Source organism: Corallococcus sp. CA054B, from assembly GCF_003611625.1.
Taxonomy (GTDB): domain Bacteria; phylum Myxococcota; class Myxococcia; order Myxococcales; family Myxococcaceae; genus Corallococcus; species Corallococcus coralloides.
This window is the reverse complement of the sequence record NZ_RAVY01000201.1, coordinates 1-17549: the sequence shown is the minus strand read 5'-3', so window position 1 is coordinate 17549 and position 17549 is coordinate 1. Positions and strand designations below refer to the sequence as shown.

The 17549-nt window shown below is 69.4% G+C and carries 15 protein-coding genes and 1 rRNA gene; 5 read left to right on the top strand and 11 right to left on the bottom strand.

The window, feature by feature from the left end; all coding sequences use genetic code 11:
- Window positions 1–120 precede the first annotated feature (120 nt).
- Window positions 121–360: a YHS domain-containing protein gene (locus tag D7V80_RS33690; protein WP_014395530.1), complete on the top strand. Its 240-nt coding sequence runs from the start codon at window positions 121–123 to the stop codon at window positions 358–360.
- Window positions 361–382: 22 nt separating this feature from the next.
- On the opposite strand, the gene recJ is transcribed toward D7V80_RS33690, so the two are convergent.
- Complete coding sequence (gene recJ, locus D7V80_RS33685) at window positions 383–2098, bottom strand: single-stranded-DNA-specific exonuclease RecJ (RefSeq protein ID WP_120592004.1); 1716 nt, start codon at window positions 2096–2098, stop codon at window positions 383–385.
- Between the two features lie 170 nt (window positions 2099–2268).
- Here recJ and D7V80_RS33680 point away from each other — a divergent pair, with 170 nt between their 5' ends.
- A complete protein-coding gene (locus D7V80_RS33680; protein ID WP_120592007.1) occupies window positions 2269–2853 on the top strand; it encodes an outer membrane beta-barrel protein in 585 nt (194 codons plus the stop codon).
- A gap of 78 nt (window positions 2854–2931) precedes the next feature.
- On the opposite strand, the gene secF is transcribed toward D7V80_RS33680, so the two are convergent.
- The 6 genes from secF to D7V80_RS33650 form a co-directional block, all read right to left on the bottom strand.
- Window positions 2932–4098 (bottom strand): protein translocase subunit SecF, encoded by a 1167-nt coding sequence (secF, locus tag D7V80_RS33675; RefSeq protein WP_120592003.1) that lies wholly within the window; start codon window positions 4096–4098, stop codon window positions 2932–2934.
- Window positions 4099–4128: 30 nt separating this feature from the next.
- Window positions 4129–5901, bottom strand: coding sequence for a protein translocase subunit SecD (gene secD / locus D7V80_RS33670; protein WP_120592002.1), 1773 nt, complete (start codon window positions 5899–5901; stop codon window positions 4129–4131).
- Window positions 5901–6254 (bottom strand): preprotein translocase subunit YajC, encoded by a 354-nt coding sequence (yajC, locus tag D7V80_RS33665; protein WP_120592001.1) that lies wholly within the window; start codon window positions 6252–6254, stop codon window positions 5901–5903. Before yajC ends, secD begins: the two co-directional genes overlap by 1 nt.
- A 148-nt stretch (window positions 6255–6402) precedes the next feature.
- Window positions 6403–7599 carry a tRNA guanosine(34) transglycosylase Tgt gene (gene tgt, locus D7V80_RS33660; RefSeq protein ID WP_014395524.1) on the bottom strand — a complete coding sequence of 399 codons (1197 nt, stop codon included), beginning with the start codon at window positions 7597–7599 and terminating at the stop codon, window positions 6403–6405.
- Window positions 7600–7604: 5 nt separating this feature from the next.
- The gene (queA, locus tag D7V80_RS33655; protein WP_120592000.1) at window positions 7605–8693 is read right to left on the bottom strand and encodes a tRNA preQ1(34) S-adenosylmethionine ribosyltransferase-isomerase QueA; all 1089 of its coding nucleotides are present in this window, start codon (window positions 8691–8693) and stop codon (window positions 7605–7607) included.
- A gap of 51 nt (window positions 8694–8744) precedes the next feature.
- The gene (locus D7V80_RS33650; protein ID WP_120591999.1) at window positions 8745–9851 is read right to left on the bottom strand and encodes a SpoIID/LytB domain-containing protein; all 1107 of its coding nucleotides are present in this window, start codon (window positions 9849–9851) and stop codon (window positions 8745–8747) included.
- 114 nt (window positions 9852–9965) lie between these two features.
- On the opposite strand from D7V80_RS33650, the gene D7V80_RS33645 reads away from it, so the two are divergent.
- From D7V80_RS33645 to D7V80_RS33635, 3 genes are all read left to right on the top strand, one after another.
- A complete protein-coding gene (locus D7V80_RS33645; protein ID WP_120591998.1) occupies window positions 9966–10514 on the top strand; it encodes a hypothetical protein in 549 nt (182 codons plus the stop codon).
- Between the two features lie 38 nt (window positions 10515–10552).
- Window positions 10553–10888 carry a hypothetical protein gene (locus D7V80_RS33640; protein ID WP_233585909.1) on the top strand — a complete coding sequence of 112 codons (336 nt, stop codon included), beginning with the start codon at window positions 10553–10555 and terminating at the stop codon, window positions 10886–10888.
- 63 nt (window positions 10889–10951) lie between these two features.
- Window positions 10952–11533 (top strand): hypothetical protein, encoded by a 582-nt coding sequence (locus D7V80_RS33635; RefSeq protein ID WP_120591996.1) that lies wholly within the window; start codon window positions 10952–10954, stop codon window positions 11531–11533.
- A 30-nt stretch (window positions 11534–11563) separates the two neighbouring features.
- Here D7V80_RS33635 and D7V80_RS33630 read toward each other — a convergent pair whose 3' ends face one another.
- The 4 genes from D7V80_RS33630 to rrf form a co-directional block, all read right to left on the bottom strand.
- Window positions 11564–12799: a KamA family radical SAM protein gene (locus D7V80_RS33630; protein WP_120592006.1), complete on the bottom strand. Its 1236-nt coding sequence runs from the start codon at window positions 12797–12799 to the stop codon at window positions 11564–11566.
- Window positions 12799–14169 (bottom strand): KamA family radical SAM protein, encoded by a 1371-nt coding sequence (locus D7V80_RS33625; RefSeq protein WP_120592005.1) that lies wholly within the window; start codon window positions 14167–14169, stop codon window positions 12799–12801. The genes D7V80_RS33630 and D7V80_RS33625 overlap by 1 nt, the downstream gene beginning before the upstream one ends.
- Before the next feature lie 116 nt (window positions 14170–14285).
- Entirely contained in the window at window positions 14286–17057 is a 2772-nt protein-coding gene (locus D7V80_RS33620; protein WP_120591995.1) for a protein kinase, read from the bottom strand.
- Between the two features lie 366 nt (window positions 17058–17423).
- A 5S ribosomal RNA gene (gene rrf, locus D7V80_RS33615) occupies window positions 17424–17540 on the bottom strand.
- Between the last annotated feature and the right edge of the window lie 9 nt (window positions 17541–17549).

Sequence of the window (17549 nt, the reverse complement as noted above, 5' to 3'; positions counted from 1 at the left end):
CCCTCCGCGCCCCGGGCGTGCCCCCTTCCTTGGTCTTCCAAGGAGATGGACCGCTGGCATGCCCCCTGCTTACATTCGCGCCAGGTTGGGCAGTCTGGGGCGTCGGGCTGGAGGCGGAAGATGAACGGCGAACAGGAACACGGGCAGGGCAGCACCAGGCACTGGGATCCGGTGTGCGGCAGGCACCTGGAGGCCCCGGAGGGCCATCCCTCGTCGGAGTACAAGAAGCGCCGGTACTTCTTCTGCTCGGAGGGCTGCCGCACCGCCTTCGAGCGTCAGGCGGAGCGCTTCCGCCTCAACGAGCTGGCGCGGGCCGGCGCGCTGATGTCGCCGGGCCGGGTGCGCTGGGGGCTCGCGTAGCGCGGGCTTGAGGCCTCCGGCGTCAGGCGGCCTGACGCACGTCCTTGAGGCGCAGGGACAGCTTGCGCTGGCCGCGGAAGGTGTCGAAGCCGGCCTGGAAGGCCAGGTCCACCGGCCCCTCCACCAGCGACACGCGGTCCGCCATGCCGAAGCCAATGGCGTCCAGCTCCGGGGCGTCCACGAGCGCCAGCTTCAGGTGCCCCGCGCCGGGCGCCCCGGACTTCGCGGGCAGCACGCGAGGCCGGGCCTGCTGGCCGCGCAGCACCAGCACCGGCTCCGGGTTGCCCTGACCGAAGGGCCCCAGCTTCTGCAGCGACTCCACCGCCGTCGCGTCCAGGTCGCCCGGGTTCACCACCGCGTCCACGCGGCAGCGCGGAATCATGTCCTCCGGCGTCAGGCGCTGGAGGGCAATCCTGGCGAAGGCCTCGCGGAAGGCGGGCAGCTGCTTCGCGTCGATGGTGAGGCCGGCGGCGTGCTTGTGCCCGCCGTAGCGCATGAGCAGGTCCGAGCACCCGGTGAGCGCGTCGTACAGGTGGAACGCCTCGATGCTGCGCGCCGAGCCCTTCCCCACCCCGTCCTTCACGCCCACCATCACCGTGGGCCGGTGGTAGCGCTCCACCACGCGCGACGCGACGATGCCGATGACGCCCGGGTGCCAGCCCTCGTCGAAGAGCACCAGCCCGCGCGAGTCCTTGTGCTCCTCCGCCTGCGCCAGCGCCTGCGTGAGGATGCTGCTCTCAATCCCCTGCCGCTCCGCGTTCGCCCGGTCCAACACCTGCGCCAGCGAGCGCGCCGCCTCCACGGAGTCCGCGCAGAGCAGCTGCAGGCCCAGCGACGCGTCATGCAGGCGGCCCGCGGCGTTGATGCGGGGCCCCAGGCGGAAGCCCACCTGCCCCGCGGTGACGCCAGCGTCCGGCTCCAGGCCGGCCACCTCCTTCAGCGCGCGGATGCCGGGACGGCGGCCCTGGGACAGCTCCTGGAGGCCGTGCGCCACGAGGATGCGGTTGGCGCCGGTGAGCGGCACCACGTCCGCCACGGTGGCCAGCGCCACCAGGTCCATCAGCGCCTTGAGGTTGGGCTCCTTGCGCGTGGCGAAGAAGCCGTCGTCGCGCAGCCGCTTGCGCAGGCCCATGCACAGGTTGAAGGCCACGCCCGCGGCGCACAGCACCTTGGTGGGGTACTCGCAGCCGGGCTGATGCGGGTTGAGCACCGCGGTGGCGGGCGGCAGCGTGGGCGGCACCGTGTGGTGGTCCACCACCACGACGTCCAGGCCCAGCTCCTTCGCGCGGGCAATCTCCGCCACGGAGGTGATGCCGCAGTCCAGCGTTACCAAGAGGCGCGTGCCGTCCTGCGCGATGCGCTCCACCGCGCCCAGGTTGAGGCCGTAGCCCTCGTCCAGCCGGTGCGGGATGTACGTGGCGGGGGCCACGCCCAGCTCCTTGAGGAACAGGTACATGAGCGACGTGGAGGACACGCCGTCCACGTCGTAGTCCCCGTAGAGCGTCACCTTCTCCTTGAGCCGCACCGCGCGCAGCACGCGCTCCACCGCGGGGCCCATGCCCTTCATCCGGAACGGGTCCGGCAGGTCCGCCAACCGGTCCGACAGGAAGGCCGACGCCGCCTCCGGCGTCCGGTAGCCACGGTGGAGCAACACCCTCGCCGCCAACGGGTGCAGCGACAGCTCACCCGCGAGCGAACCCACCTCCTGCTCGACGACATCTGGAAGCAACCACCGCATGGCGAAGGACAGTACCTCAGACGTCCGACCAAGGCAGTCCAACCCGCCCACTCACACCACCCTCCTGTACGCATGTTCAGACGTGCGCTCGGCTGCCTCCCTGCCTCCAACCTGCACGGCGGGTACGCGGTGCCCAGCTTGAGTGCACACCCGTGGACAGGGAGGTCCGCATGCTTCGCAGGTTTCTCCAGGGCGGTGCCCTGATGGCCGTCGTGTTGGGCGCGGGGCCCGCGCTCGCGCAGAAGAAGCAGGGGGACGTGAACGTCTTCCTGCGCGGCGGCATTGGCGACTACACGGGCGACCTGGGCGACCTGGCCAGCACCGGTCCGCTGTGGGGCCTGACGCTCAACCTCCAGCCCACCACCTTCCTCGGCTTCGAAGTCGGCTACGAGGGCTCGCAGAACAAGGTGAGTGACAGCCGCCTGTTCGACGCGCCCTCGCTGGTGCGCAACGGCGGCAGCGCGCTGGTGAAGGTGTCGCCGCCCTTCCTCACCGCGGTGCGGCCCTTCGCGGGCGTGGGCCTGGGCCTGTCCTACGTGGACGTGCGCGGCGCGGGCGAGGGGCTCTACGACAGCGACTTGATGGAGGAGATCCCGCTCGCGGTGGGCCTGGAGTTCAACACCGGAGGCCTCACCGCTGGCGTGCGAGGCACCTACCGCCTGCTCATCGACCAGGACTTCGCGAACGTCACCTCGACGGACGACAACGGCGGCGGCCTGATGGACGCGTCGCTGACGCTGGGCGCGCGGTTCTGAAAAAGCGAAGGGCCCTCGCTTCCACGTGGGAAGGAGGGCCCTCGTCACTTCAAGCCGTCAACCCGCCCGGAGGCCGGCTCAGGCCGTCTTCGGCTCCTGCTTGGCGCCGCCGCCGTGCCCCTCGCGGGCGTGCGCGCGCTCGTCCAGCCAGATGACCAGCGGGCTGGCGATGTACACGGACGAGTACGTGCCCACGAGGATGCCCACCAGCATCGCCATGGCGAAGTCGAAGATTTCGCCCACGCCGAAGATGAGCAGACCGATGAGCGACAGCGCCGTCACGCCGGAGGTGAGGATGGTGCGGCCCAGCGTGTCGTTGACGGCGATGTTGATGATCTCCGGCAGCGCCTTGCCCTTGTACTTCACCATGTCCTCGCGGATGCGGTCGTAGATGACGATGGTGTCGTTCACCGAGTAGCCCACGATGGTGAGCAGCGCGGCGATGGACGTGAGGTTGAACTCGCGCTGGCTCACCAGGTAGTAGCCCGCCACCATGATGACGTCGTGGAGCATGGCGAGCAGCGCGCCCGGGCCGAACTTGAAGTCGAAGCGGAACGCCACGTAGATGAGGATGGCGACCATCGAGTACACCAGCGCCATGATGCCGCGGTTGCGCAGCTGCTTGCCCACCTGCGGGCCCACGTAGTCCACGCGGCGCTGCTCGAAGTCGGGCTTGTCGGAGCCCGCGCTCAGCGCGGCGAACACCTTGTCCGCCATGCCGCTCGCGACGACCTGGTAGTCGTAGCCGTTGCCGCCCTGGTTCGCGCCCAGGTCACGCACCTCCTGCACGCCGATGCCCGCCGCCTCGACGGCCTTCTTCACCGCGTCCGCGGACATGGGCTGCACGGAGCGGAAGTTCACGATGCCGTTGGCCATGTCGGCGTAGACGTTGCGGACCTCGCCCAGGCCCTGGATGGCCGTCTTCGCGTGCTCGGCGTTCTCCTCCGTGAGCTGCGTGACGCCGCCCATGCGCAGGAGGAAGGAGTTCTCCTCGGCCGCGCCCACGCCCTGGACGCTGACGTCGTGCAGACCGCCGGCCTGGGCCTTCTCACGGACCTGCTGGGCCGTGGTGGGCGTGTTGTACTTCAGCTCCACCACCGTGCCGCCGGCGAAGTCCACGCCGAAGTTGAACCCCACCGCGGCGATGCCGACGATGATGGCCAGGTTGATGAGCGTGGAGATGAAGAGCGCCGGCTTGCGCTTGCTGATGAAGTCGATGTTCGTCTTGTGCTTGAGAATCTGCATGGCGGATTTCCCGAAGGCGCGTAAGCCCCGTTAGACGGACACCGACTGCGCGTTGCGGCCGTGGACGAAGTAGGTCGTGATGACGCGCGTCACGACGATGGACGTGAACAGCGACGCCAGGAGGCCCACGATGAGCGTGGTGGCGAAGCCGCGGACCGGACCCGTTCCCGTGAAGAACAGGATGAAGCCCGCGATGAGCGTCGTCACGTGCGCGTCGAAGATGGTCCAGAAGGCGCGGTCGTAGCCCTGGTCCACCGCGGCGCGCGCGGACTTGCCGTTGGCAAGCTCCTCGCGGATGCGCTCGTTGATGAGCACGTTCGCGTCCACCGCGATGCCCAGCGTGAGCACGAAGCCCGCGATGCCCGGCAAGGTCAGCGTGGCGTTGAAGAACGCAAGGCCGGCCAGGATGAGCAGGCCGTTGAGCAGCAGCGCCACGTCCGCGATGAGGCCGGACTTGCGGTAGTAGACCGCCATGAAGACGATGACGAGCGCCAGGCCCACCAGCGCGGCCAGGCTGCCCTTCTTGATGAGCTCGTCGCCCAGCGTCGCGCCCACCTGACGGATTTCGCCCACCGTCACCGGCGCGGGCAGCGCACCGGCCTTGAGCACCAGCGCCAGCGTCTGCGCCTCGCCCAGCCACTCCTCGAAGCTGCGCCCGCTGGCGCGGCCCATGGTGATGCGCGCGCGGCCGCCGCCGATCTTCTCGTTGATGCGCGGCGCGGTGTGCACGTTGTCGTCCAGCACGATGGCCATCCGGCGGCCCACGGCGGCCTCGGTCAGCTTCTCGAACTCGCGCGAACCAGCCGGGTCGAACGCGATGTTCACCTCCGGCTCGTTCATCTGGCTGACGGACGCGTCCGCGCCCGCCAGGCTCTCACCCGTGAGCGGAACGTTCTTGTCCAGCAGGTAGCTGCGGTACGCGATGCAGTCGTTCTTCTTCACCGGGTTCGCCACGCACTCGGTGACGACGTCGCGGCCTTCCGGCGTCTTGTCCTTCGCGTACGCCAGCAGGGCCTCGCGGTTGGGCGAGGACAGCTGCGGGAAGCCCTCTTCATCCACCAGGGTGATCTTGCTCTCCGCCGGGGGCGGGTGCTGCTCGTACATCTGCGCGAACACCTGGGGGTTGGTGTCGTCCACCATCCGGAACTCCAGCTGCGCGGTGGTGCCCACCAGCTCCTTGGCCTGCTCCGGGTTGCTGCGGCCGGGCAGCGAGATCTGGATGGAGTCCGTGCCCAGCTTGCGCACGTCCACTTCCGCCACGCCCCACTTGTCGATGCGGCGGCGGATGACGAGCATCGCCTGGTCCACGGCCTCGTCGCGGAAGCGGTTCACCTGGCCCTCGTCCGGCTTGAGCACCAGCGTGCCGCCGTTGCGGGACTCCACGGTGAAGTCGGTGAAGGTGGCCAGGACCTCCTTCTGGATGGCGTCCATGGTGGCCGGGTCCTTCGCGGTCAGCACCAGCTGCAGCCGCTCCGGGTCCGTGTCCGCCGTCACCTCACCCAGCTTCTTGTCGTTGACGTAGGTGGCGATCTGCGTCCCGCGGCGCTCGGTGCGCTTCTGCAGGGCCGTCTTGGTGTCCACCCGCATCACCATGTGGATGCCGCCCTGCAGGTCCAGCCCCAGGTTGAGGCGGTACTTCGCGGGGGGCGCCCACGCGGGCAGCCGCTGCTCCAGCACGGCGATGTTGTTGCGCTCGTTGCGGTCCAGGACCACCAGCGAGTAGTACGTCGGGACGAGGAACCAGAGCGTCCCCAGCGTCACCGCGACGATCATTCCGAACTTCCACCACCAGCCGCGGTCCATTACTTCTCCTCCTTCTTCTCAGCGGGGGCCGCCGCCGGGGCGCCCGCCGCCGGGATGGTGCCCTTGGCACTGACCGCCGTCTTGAGCACGCGCACGCGCACCCCGCTGGCGATCTCCAGCGTCACGGTGGAGTCGTCCACCTGGTGGATGCGCCCGAGGATGCCGCCGGACGTCACGACGTCATCGCCCTTCTTCAGCCCCGCGAGCAGGTTGCGGTGCTCCTTGAGCTGCTTCTGCTGGGGGCGGATCATCACGAAGTACATGATGGCCACCAGCACGGCGAGGAAGCCGAAGGTCCCCAGGGGGGAACCGCCGGCCCCGGCCTGCGCGAGAATCAGGAAACTGTCAGCCACGTACTGCCTCGTCGTTTGGGAGGAAGGACTCGGAAAGGCCCCGACCCGGCGTACGGGTGGGGTCAAAACATCCGAAAGGGTGGCCTCTTAGCAAGGGCGCCCCATGTGAGCAAGTGAACGCCGGAAGCGCGGCAATCCCGTTGGCCGCTCACCGGCCGCCTTTGCGTTCGGCCTCTTGCGCCACGGCCTTGGCCCGGAAGTCGCGAGCAAACGCGGCGAAGCGGTCCTCGGCGATGGCGCGGCGCACCTGGGCCATCAGGTCCAGGAAGTAGTGGAGGTTGTGCAGGGTGTTGAGCCGCATCGCCAGGATTTCGCCCGCCGCGAACAGGTGCCGCAGGTAGGACCGGCTGAACGTGCGGCAGGTGTAGCAGGAGCACGCCGGGTCCACCGGGCGGGGGTCCTTGGCGTAGGCCGCGTTGCGGATGACCAGCTTGCCCTCCGAGGTGAAGAGCAGGCCGTTGCGAGCGCACCGTGTAGGCAGCACGCAGTCGAACATGTCCACGCCGTGCTCCACGCACGTCACCAGGTCCAGCGGCGTGCCCACGCCCATCAGGTAGCGCGGCTTGTCCCGGGGAAGCAGCGGCGCCGAGTAGGCCACGCCCGCGTGCATGGCTTCCGGCGCCTCGCCCACGGAGTAGCCCCCCAGCGCGTAGCCGGGCAGGTCCACCGCGCACACCTCCTCCGCGTGGCGCTTGCGCAGGTCGTCATGGAGGCCGCCCTGCACGATACCGAACAGCGACGAGCGCTCGCGGCTCCATGCCTTCACGCACCGGTGCAGCCAGCGCGTGGTGCGCGCCAGGGACTTCTCCAGGTAGGCCCGGTCCTCGGTGGACGGAGGGCACTCGTCGAACGCCATGATGACGTCCGCGCCCAGCGTCTCCTGGATTTCGATGGAGCGCTCCGGCGACAGGAAGTGCCGCGAGCCGTCCAGGTGCGACTGGAACGCGGCGCCCTCCTCCGTGATCTTGCGCTTCTCCGACAGGCTGAACACCTGGAAGCCGCCGCTGTCGGTGAGCATGGGCCGGTCCCAGGAGATGAAGCGGTGCAGGCCGCCCATCTCCCCGACGAGCGCGTCCGTGGGGCGCAGCATCAGGTGGTAGGTGTTGCCCAGGATGATCTGCGCATCCAGGGTCTTCAGGTCGTCCGGACCCACGCCCTTGACGCTGCCCACGGTGCCCACGGGCATGAAGATGGGCGTTTCAATGGGGCCATGCGGCGTGTTCAGCCGGCCGCGGCGCGCCTTGGTGCCGCTCTGGTCCTCGTGCAACAGCTCGAAGCGCACCAGCCCCGGGGGCACGCGGGTATCGCCCTTCTCGCCCTTTTCCCTGCCCTGCTCGTCGACCACGGCACTCACTCCTTCACCAACATGGCATCGCCGTAACTGAAGAACCGGTAGCCCGCGCGCACGGCCTCCTGGTACGCGGCGAGCGTGCGCTCCCGGCCCAGGAGCGCGCTCACCAGCATCACCAGCGTGGAGCGCGGCAGGTGGAAGTTCGTGAGGAGCACGTCCACCTGGCGGAAGACATAGCCGGGCCGGATGAACATCGCCGTCTCGCCCGGGCCCACGCGCAGCCTGCCCGTGTCCGGGTCGGTGGCGGACTCCAGCGTGCGCACCACGGTGGTGCCCACGGCGACCACGCGGCGCCCTTCCGCCTTCGCGGCGTTCACGGCGGCGGCGGTGGCCTCCGGCACGGTGAAGCGCTCCGGGTGCATGTGGTGCTTGTCCAGCACCTCCTCGCGCACGGGGAGGAAGGTGCCGGGCCCCACGTCGAGCGTCACCTCCTCGCGCTGGACACCCTTCGCCGCGAGCTTCGCGAAGACCTCTTGCGTGAAGTGCAGGCCGGCGGTGGGCGCGGCCACGGCGCCGGACGCGCGGGCATACACGGTCTGGTAGCGCTCGGCGTCCGCGGCCTCGGGCTCGCGGGTGATGTACGGAGGCAGGGGCAGCCGGCCCGCCGCGTCCAGGAGGCTGGCGAGCGACGCGCCCGGCGCCGCGTGGAAGCGCACCCGGTACTCCCCTCCCCCCAGGGCCTCCAGGACTTCGGCGGACAGGCCCCCGGCGAAGGTGACGGACTGGCCGGGCTTGAGCCCCTTGGACGCCTGGCCCAGGCAGACCCACTCGAGCGACTCAGGCGCGCCCCCGAGCGCCGCGGAGGTGAGCGTGGCCGTGGCGGCGGGGCGGACGACCAGCAGCTCCACGCGGCCGCCGGTGCCGCTCTTCTGGCCCAGCAGGCGCGCGGGGATGACGCGCGCGTCGTTGAGGACGAGCAGGTCGCCCTCGCGCAGCAGGTCCGCGAGGTCGGTGAAGTGCTGGTGGCTCCAGGCGCCGGTGGCGCGGCTGACGACCATCAGGCGCGACGCGTCCCGGTTGGGCAGCGGGGCCTGGGCGATCTGCGCCTCGGGGAGCTCGAAATCGTAGTCGGAGAGGAGGGACGACACGGGGTTGGCGCTTGTAGCAGCCCCCGCGCCCTCACGGAACCGGCGAGGGCGTCAGTAGAGCTGCTGGAACTCGGCGCCCGGGTAGTAGTGGGAAAGGATTTCCCGGTACGTCTTGCCCTGGTCGGCGAGGGCCTTGGCGCCCCACTGGCACAGCCCCGCCCCGTGGCCGAAGCCACGTCCGGTGAACACGTAGTTCTTGCCGGAGGCTTCCACGTCGAAGTCCAGGCTCTTGAGGCGCGTGTAGCCCAGCTTGCGGCGGAACTGCACGCCGTCCACCACGGTGCCGTCCGACATCGTCACGCGGGTCACCCGGCGCGTGGGCGTGCGGCCGGTGACGCGCAGGCCGCCCGGCGGGGCCTTCAGCGCACCGCGCAGCTCCGCCTCGGAGAGGGTCGCGGTCCAGCGGCTGGCGGGCAGCTTGCCGCAGGGGCAGTCAACGGGCTGCAGGTACGGCAGGTTCCGCTGGAGGGCGTCCTGTCCGGACTCGGTGCGCCCGCCGCAGGAGGCATGGAAGTACGCCTCGATGGGCGCCAGGTCGTACGTGAGCACCTCGCCCCGGGTGGCCTCCACGGCGGCGCGCGTCTTGGCGTCCTCGCGGTTGACGCCGCCGTACACCTGGTGGAGCACGCTGCTGCCCATGTGGAAGGCGGCGCCATACGCATCCAGCTTCTTCTGCAGCGCGTACGTCCGCGCGGCCACGGCCTGGGCCTTGAGGGCCTCCAGCGGGAAGGACACGGGCATCTCGCTGCCGAGCACCGCCGCGAGGTAGTCCTCCAGGGGGATGACGTTGATGAGCTGGAGGCTGTTCTTGAACAGGCGCACGACGACGTCGCCGCGCACCTGCGCGCTGCCCGCCTTCAGGGGTTCATTGCCGGGGCCGCCCGCGTCGGTGGCCTCCAGGCCGCCACGGAAGCGGATGGCGTCGCCGATGAAGGGAGCGCCGTTGACCTCCAGCTTGCCGTTGCGGCGGCGCACGGTGGCCTGTCCCGCGGTGACGGCGACGAAGGCTGCGTCCTCGGCATCGGGGCCGAAGCCCAGGCCCCGGCCGCTCACGCGGACCTCGTCGCCGGGGTCGTCCATGGCAATGCGCATCGTCTCCACGGCGAACGCCCGCGACGACGCGAGCAGGAGCAGCAGCAGTGCCACACGTTGCAACATGGTCCAACAGTCTAGGGGCGGAGCGATCCGCCTCAAGAAATCGGCCGGAAGCCAGGACATGTCCCCGGTAGGAGCCCGCGAAAACCCCAGGCGGATGCCGCAGAATGGAGCCCCGTGACCGCCTCCGTCCCCGACGTCGCATGCCTGTCCCCCGAGGCCCTCTCCGACGCCCTCCGCGCGCTGGAGCCCCGCACGGCCGCCGTGCTGGTCCGCCGGCTCGTGGAGCGCCGTCCCCAGGCGGAGTGCGCGACCTGGTACGGGATTTCGAGCGACGCCTTCTCGGTGCTGCTGCTCCGTTCGGCGGTGGCGCTGGCCCAGCAACTGGGCCAGCCCGTAAGGCCCCCGGAGAGCCCGGAGGAAGCCACCGCCTGGGAGCGGATGCTGGCCATGGCCGTGGAGAAGGACACCGCGCCCGTGCCGGTGCCGCTCGCGCCCGTGGCCTGGCTGTGCCGGAGGGTGCAGGCCCTGGGGCCCGAGGTGGAGGCCGCGTTGGAGAAGGCCGCCCAGGCCGACGCGGACTCACCCGGACGGGCGCGGGAGGAATGGCTGCGGAGGCTGGCCGTGGCCACGCTCCTGGCGCTGACGGCCTGGCTCTACTGGAGCCGTCCTCCTGAACCGGAGCCCCGCCCCGAGCGCCGTATGCGCTCCCCCGAACGCCGCTGACTGGACGCGGCCACGAGCGGGCGCATATGGGTAGGACCATGCGAGCGACCCGGTCATGGCTGGCCCTCCTCACCGCAGCAATCGCGCTGGCAGGCTGCGCGAAGCACGTGGACACCCGGGTGGCCGGGGACGACGACGCGGCCATCGACGGCATCGAAGCCCGCCTCGACGAGCTCCGCGCCCGCGAGCAGGGGGATAACCTGACCTGCGCCGAGCAGTGCGACGTCTCCACGCGGACGTGCGCCACGGCGGAACAGCTCTGCGGTCTCGTGGAGCAGCAGGCGGACCGGGACGACCTCCCGCCGCGCTGCGCTAGGGCCCGCGAGCAGTGCGCGGGCGCGAACGACGGCTGCACGCGGTGTAAGTCGCACTGAAGAAGCGGCCATGCGCTGGCTCTGACTCCGTGCCTATGATGGGTCGGATTGAGGAGCCTCCCCATGACCACCCGTCTCTCGTTGATGCTCGCTGCCTCGTCGCTCGTGCTGGCGACCCCTGCCCTCGCGGAGGAGGAAGGCCTGACGCCGGAGAAGGTGGCGGCCATCCAGCGCGATGAGGCCGCGGCCCAGGCGAAGGTGAACGAGGAGTTCGGCAACCGCAAGCCGTCGGAGATGAGCAACGCCGAGCGAGGCCAGTCCATCCGCGCCCAGCAGAAGGAAGCCGCCAAGGTCATGGAGAAGCACGGCGTCTCCGCGAAGGAGTTCGCCACCTTCACGGCCCGGATGACGCCCGAGGACAACCAGCGCGCCGCCAACGAGGCCAAGCGGCTCGAAGACAAGGCCAAGGCCGAGAAGGAAGCCGAGGCGAAGAAGCGCAAGGGCGACGGCGAGGTCCACATCCAGCAGGGCTTCAGCGACTCGGACCCCGTGGAGCTGGAGTCCGCGGACGGCGCGGAGCCCTCCGTCGACGTCGACGGCAGCCTGGACAGCTCGAGCACAGCGGGTGCGCCGGTCGTGGAGATTGGCGACACCGCCGGCACGGCGAAGGGCATGAGCCGGAAGGCCTCCAAGCGCCGCAGGTAGCCCCGCGGCGTCCGGCCTCCTCCGGGGCCGTCAGCGGCCTCGGAAGCCCAGCTCCCGCGACCGCGCCTGCCACACCTCGTCGTACGGGCAGGAGCAGTCGGTCTCCTCCGGCTCCGGGTACGCGTACGTCTGCCCCTTGTAGTTGCGGAAGAGGGTCTCCCGCTCGCCGCGCTCGATGACGTAGTCGGGCTGGAGGGTGACCTTCCCTCCCCCTCCCGGCAGGTCCACCGCGAGGTGCGGCACCGCGAGCCCGCTGGTGTGCCCGCGAAGCTGCTCGATAATCTCCAGCCCCTTGGCGATGGGCGTGCGCAGGTGCTCGCACCCTTCCGCGACGTCCATCTGGTGCAGGTAGTAGGGGCGCACGCGGCTGCGCAGGAGCACGTGCGACAGCTCCTTGATGATGCGCGCATCCGAGTTGAGCTGCCGCATCAGCACGGCCTGGTTCTCCACCGGCACGCCATGGTCCACCAGCCGCTCGCACGCCTCACGCGCTTCCGGCGTCACTTCCTTGGGGTGGTTGAAGTGGGTGATGACGTAGACGGGCGCGTAGCGGCGCAGCAGGCGCGCCAGCGAGTCGGTGACGCGCATGGGCAGCACCACCGGCACCCGCGTCCCGATGCGGATCATCTCCACGTGGGGAATCTCGCTCAGCGGCGCGAGCAGCGACTCCAGCCGTTCCTCGCCGAGGAGGAACGGGTCTCCGCCAGAGATGAGCACGTCGCGCACCTCGGGGTGGTTGCGCACGTAGTCGATGCCCCGGCGCATCTGGTCCTTGGTGAGCTCCGCCTCACCGCCCTTGGTGATGCGCCGCCGAGTGCAGTGGCGGCAGTAGACCGAGCACGTATCCAGGGCCAGGAACAGCACCCGGTCCGGATACTTGTGGACGATGCACTCCTCGGGGCGCGTCTTGTCCTCGCCGAGCGGATCCTCCAGCTCCCCGGGCCGCACCCGGGCCTCCGCGCGCACCGGAATGGACTGCATGCGCACCGGACACAGCGCGTGCTCCGGGTCGATGAGCGACAGGTAGTAGGGGCTGATGCCCATCCGGAACAGCGAGGACGTCTCCTGCACCCCGGCGCGCTCCTCCGGGGTCAGGCGCACGTAGCGCTCCAGCTGCTCCAGGTTGCGCACCGAGTGACGCTGCTGCCAGCGCCAGTCCGTCCACTCCGCGTCGGTCGCGGAGGGAAACAACCGGGCCCGCCCCTCGGCACTGAGCGAGGGACGGGGGGACGGCAGGGGCGCCGTGGCGCCCACCGAGGAATCCATCACGCCGCCTTGGGCTGATCCCGCCACCACGCCTGGCCGGACTCCGGCAGCGTGTCGATGGGATCGAAGTACTCGTACTTGCGATCAAGTGCGTCGGCGTCGTTCGCTTCCACGCTCGTGCGGTAGTTCTTGGTCCAGTAGGAGATGCCGCGCTCGCGGTCATACTCCGCCACCTGGTGGATCCACCGCTTCCCCACGAACGGCACGTCACAGACGATGCGCGGCGTGGCGAAGCCCGGCATGTAGCCCATGATGTCGTGCTGGAGCTTCTGTGCCTGCGCCACCGACAGCCGCCAGTGCTCGCTGTTGGGGATCATGTCGCACATGTAGAAGTAGTACGGCAGGATCTTCGCGTGGTCGAGCAGCGTGAAGCACAGGTCCAGGAGCGCCTTCGGGCTGTCGTTCACGCCACGCAAGAGCACGCCCTGGTTGCGCACGTCGCGGAAGCCCATGTCGAGCAGCTTGCGCACCGCCTTGCCCACGAGCGGCGTGAGCTGCTGCGCGTGGTTCACGTGCGTGTGCAGCGCCAGGTCCACGCCGCGCTCCACGGCCTTCTTCGCCAGCCGGTCCAGACCGGCCAGGACGCTGTCCTGGAGGAAGTGCTGCGGCAGCGCCATGAGCCCCTTGGACGCCAGGCGGATGTCGCGGATGTTCGGGATGTCCATCAGCGCGCTGACGAACGGCTCCAGCGCCTGGATGGGCAGGTTCGCGATGTCGCCGCCGGACACCACCACGTCGCGCACGGTGGGCGTGCGGCGCAGGTAGTCCAGCATCTGCTCGTAGCGCTCCTTCTGCCCCGTCGCGAACTTGTGCTTGGACACCTGCGGGACGTCGTTGCCCACCAGGTCCATGCGCGTGCAGTGGCCGCAGTACTGCGGGCACGTGGGCAGCATCTCCGCCAGCACCTTCGTCGGATAGCGGTGCGTCAGGCCCTCGACGACCCACATGTCCGCCTCGTGGAGGCTGTCACGGCTGGCGCGCGGGTGGTTGGGCCAGTCCGTGCGGCGGTCGGCGAGCGCCGGCAACATGTACTTGCGGACCGGGTCGTTCCACAGGTCCTCCAGGTTCATGGTGTTGAGCATCTGGGGCGGGACGAGGATGGACATCGTCGCCCGCTCCTTCTGGTCCAACTCCATGCTCGCGGCCAGGTCGTCCGGCAGCAGCGCCCCGAGCGTCGCCCGCAGCTCGCGCAGGTTCTTCACGGTGTGCTTGCGCTGCCACACCGAGCTCTCCCACTCCGCCGCGGTGACGTCCTTGTAGCCCGGGATGCGCGTCCAGTCGGGCTCCACGAACTCCTGGCGAAGGGGATAGGTGAAAGGCTGCTGCGCGGGGCCAGCGTCGGGCTTGCCTCGAGTGGACGTCGTGCTCATGAACACATCACCTCAACGTAAGGAGCGTCGTGGGCGAGGCGTCATAGCCTGCCCCCTGGCATCCCTGATCAACAATCGCCAGGGGCACAAGATGCCCCATGGCGCAGTGCGTCCGTTCAGTTCACCGGGACGTTGATGAGCTTGGCCACGTTCTCCGTATCGATGACCACGACCTGGGGCTTGGTCGACTTGCCGTTGAGCTTGAAGACGACCTTCCGCTTGCCCACCGGCAGTTGCAGCGGATTGCCCAGCGGTACGGGGCTCACACGCCCCGTGTTCTTCCCATCCACCCAGATTTGAGCGCCCGCCGGCGACGTGCTGCAGGCGAACTTGCCCATCGCGGCAGCGGCGGGCTTCGGCTTGGGCTCCGGAGGAGGCTTCGGGGTCGCGACCACGGGCGGAGGCTTCGGCTTGGGCTCCGGAGGCGTGGGCTTCGGCTTCGGCTCGGGCGGCGGAGCTTCTTCCACCATGTCCACGGCGACGCGAACCTCGGTGTTCCCGGTGGACGTGAAGTCGCCGGAGAACGGCTTGAAGCCCGAGCGCTTCGCCGTGAACGTGTACTTCTTGCCCATCTCCAGGTCGCCGAGCTTCGCGCCGGGCAGCTTGCCCAGGGACTTGCCGTCGACGGAGATCTCCGCGCCCTCCTGTCCTTCGAACAGGGCGGTGAACGTCTTCGGAGCGGGAGGCTCGACCGGCTTCTCCGGGGGCGGCTCCGGCGTCGTGGGCGGCGGCGTGTTGTCCACCACCGGCGGCGTCGTGGGCGGCGTCTGGGGTTCCGGAGGCTTGGGTTCCGGAGGCTTCGGAGTCGGGGCATCCGACTTCAGGCTGAGGAGGATGGGGGCCGCCGCCTGGCCCGCGATGACCTCGATCTGCTGCGTCACGGGCTGATAGCCCGGAGCCGAGGCGGTCACGTTGTGGAGGCCCGCGGACAGCTCGATGACCTGGTTGGCGTTCACGGGCTCACCGTCCACGAGGACGGTGGCGCCCACGGGCGCGACGAAGTTCACGGAGCCCGTGGACGCACCACGGACCACGAAGATCACCGCGAGGAGGAGGAGCAGGCCCGCGCCCGCGGCCATGCCGATGATGGCGGGCTTGGGCAGAGGCTTCTTCGGTCCAGCGGGCGCCTTGGCCTTTTCGACCTTGGCGGCCGGGGCCGGCTTCGCCATCTTGGAAGCCTTCTGGGGGATGGTCGCAGGACCGTCGGCCTCGTCGTCGTAGGGCGGCTCTTCGGCGTCCTGCCCTTCGTCGCCGTAGTCCTCCTGGCCGTCGCCCTCGAACTCGTCGCCCTGGTCGTCGTAGGCGCCTTCCGGGTCCTCTTCGGCCGCCTGGGCGCGCAGGCCGTTGTGGCGGGAGCCCACCGGGAGGGTGATGTTGCCCGTGGTCTCCTCTTCCTCGGGGTCCAGCACCGGAGCCGCAGAGCCACCGCGGGAGCGCGAAGGCGGCGCCGTCGGAGCCGGACCAATCATGGTCGCGCCCGCGTAGGCCTCTCCGCCCTCGTCCCCGATGATGACCTGGGACTTGGGGCCGCTCTTGCCCTTGCCGCCGCGCCCTTCGTCCTGCGCATAGGGAGAGGCGCTCGTGTGGTGCCCGGCCCGATCGATGGGATTCTCCGAGCGGCCGGTGATGCTGTCGTCCACGACGACGCTGCTGTCCGCGATCCGCGTTTCCGGGGCACGGAACGTGTGCGTGGAGTCGACGATCTGCGTCTTGTCCGCGGCGCCATCCATCTCCGCCAGCTCTTCAGCGCTGGGCGGAGGGATGTAGCCAGGCGCGGGCTGGGCGGGCGCCGTGGAGGCGCGGCCCACGGGAGAACCGGTCGCAGACGGAGCCGGCGACCTCTTCTGCGCGGTCGCACGGGGGGGCGCTGCCACCGGAGGAGGCAGCGTCACACCCGAGTGCTCGATCTGATCCGGGCGCTCGACGGAGGCGTAGCGCTCCATCTTCTCCGCCTCGCGGAGCATGTCCTCGGCGAAGGCCTCCTTCATGAAACCGGACAGGTGCTTCGAGGAGTAGATGGCGTCCCCCGCGAGGAGGAAGCGCATCAGGTCCTCCTGGAGGTCGGAGGCCCACTGGTAGCGGTCCTCGGGCTCGCGCGCGAGCGCCTTGAGGACGACCTTCTCCAGACCCGCGGAGATGTTCGGATTGAACTCGCGCGGCAGCGGGATGTCCGCGTTGCGCACCTTCTCCAGCGTGGAGAAGTCGGACTCGCCCACGAAGAGCTTCTCGCCCGTGAGCATTTCGTAGAGCAGCACGCCGACGGCGAAGATGTCGCTGCGCCGGTCAATGGGCATGCCCCGGACCTGCTCCGGGCTCATGTAGCCGAACTTCCCCTTGAGGATGCCGGCCTGCGTCTTCTGCGAACGGTTGGCGGCCTTGGCGATGCCAAAGTCGATGATCTTCACCTCGCCTTCGTACGAGACGAGGATGTTCTGCGGAGAGACGTCGCGGTGGATGATGTGCAGGTCCTGGCCGCGCGCGTCCTTCTTGCGGTGCGCGTAGTCCAGGCCCTCACACATCTTGGAGACGATGAACACCGCCTGTGCGGTGGGCATGATCTCCTTGCGGCGACGGTAGCGCTCCAGGAGCGTGCGGACGTCACGGCCCGCCACGTACTCCATGGCGATGAAGTACGTTTCCTCGTGCTTCCCGAGCTCGTGGATGTGCACGATGTTGGCGTGGTTCAGCTGAACGCTGATCCGCGCCTCGTCGATGAACATCGTGATGAACTCGTCATCCTCCGCCATCGTCGGAAGGATCTTCTTGATGGCCAGGATGCGCTCGAAGCCTTCGACGCCAAAAGCCTTCGCGATGAAGACCTCGGCCATACCGCCGACGTTGACGCGCTCGAGGAGCAGGTACTTCCCAAAGAAGGTCGGCTTCTTCATCTCGCGGGGCTGCCCGGCGCCGGCGAGTACGGACCGCGGCAGGCGGTGCGCAAACCGGGGGGAGCAGTGACTCTAGATCCAGTGGGAACGGCGGTCAAACATCCACGACGACGTGATTCCCCAACGAATCCGAGAACTTGGCGTCGCCTTGCCCCAAAACTGACCCGCCTGCCGTCCCGCGTCGCCCCAGCATCGCCTACCGCGAGCGCAGGCCCGCCACACGCCAGGCGAAATCGCTCCGCGGTCCCGGGCAGCATGCCCCCGGCGAGCGTGTCTCAACGCTCAAGCCAGGCGCGGTGGCCCGTGCCACAAGCCCGCAAAGACAAAGCCCCCGGCGCCTTGCGGCACCAGGGGCTTTCAAAAAAAATCCGGCAGCGACCTACTCTCCCACGCGGTTTCCCGCGGAGTACCATCGGCTCTGGAGGGCTTAACTTCCGTGTTCGGGATGGGAACGGGTGTGACCCCTCCGACATTGCCACCGGAAAAACGAAT

Coding starts and splice junctions, on each gene's coding strand:
- D7V80_RS33690 (WP_014395530.1), top strand. CDS start 121: ATGAACGGCGAACAGGAACACGGGCAGGGCAGCACCAGGCACTGGGAT.
- recJ (WP_120592004.1), bottom strand. CDS start 2,098: ATGCGGTGGTTGCTTCCAGATGTCGTCGAGCAGGAGGTGGGTTCGCTC.
- D7V80_RS33680 (WP_120592007.1), top strand. CDS start 2,269: ATGCTTCGCAGGTTTCTCCAGGGCGGTGCCCTGATGGCCGTCGTGTTG.
- secF (WP_120592003.1), bottom strand. CDS start 4,098: ATGCAGATTCTCAAGCACAAGACGAACATCGACTTCATCAGCAAGCGC.
- secD (WP_120592002.1), bottom strand. CDS start 5,901: ATGGACCGCGGCTGGTGGTGGAAGTTCGGAATGATCGTCGCGGTGACG.
- D7V80_RS33650 (WP_120591999.1), bottom strand. CDS start 9,851: ATGTTGCAACGTGTGGCACTGCTGCTGCTCCTGCTCGCGTCGTCGCGG.
- D7V80_RS33640 (WP_233585909.1), top strand. CDS start 10,553: ATGCGAGCGACCCGGTCATGGCTGGCCCTCCTCACCGCAGCAATCGCG.
- D7V80_RS33635 (WP_120591996.1), top strand. CDS start 10,952: ATGACCACCCGTCTCTCGTTGATGCTCGCTGCCTCGTCGCTCGTGCTG.
- D7V80_RS33630 (WP_120592006.1), bottom strand. CDS start 12,799: ATGGATTCCTCGGTGGGCGCCACGGCGCCCCTGCCGTCCCCCCGTCCC.
- D7V80_RS33625 (WP_120592005.1), bottom strand. CDS start 14,169: ATGAGCACGACGTCCACTCGAGGCAAGCCCGACGCTGGCCCCGCGCAG.
- D7V80_RS33620 (WP_120591995.1), bottom strand. CDS start 17,057: ATGAAGAAGCCGACCTTCTTTGGGAAGTACCTGCTCCTCGAGCGCGTC.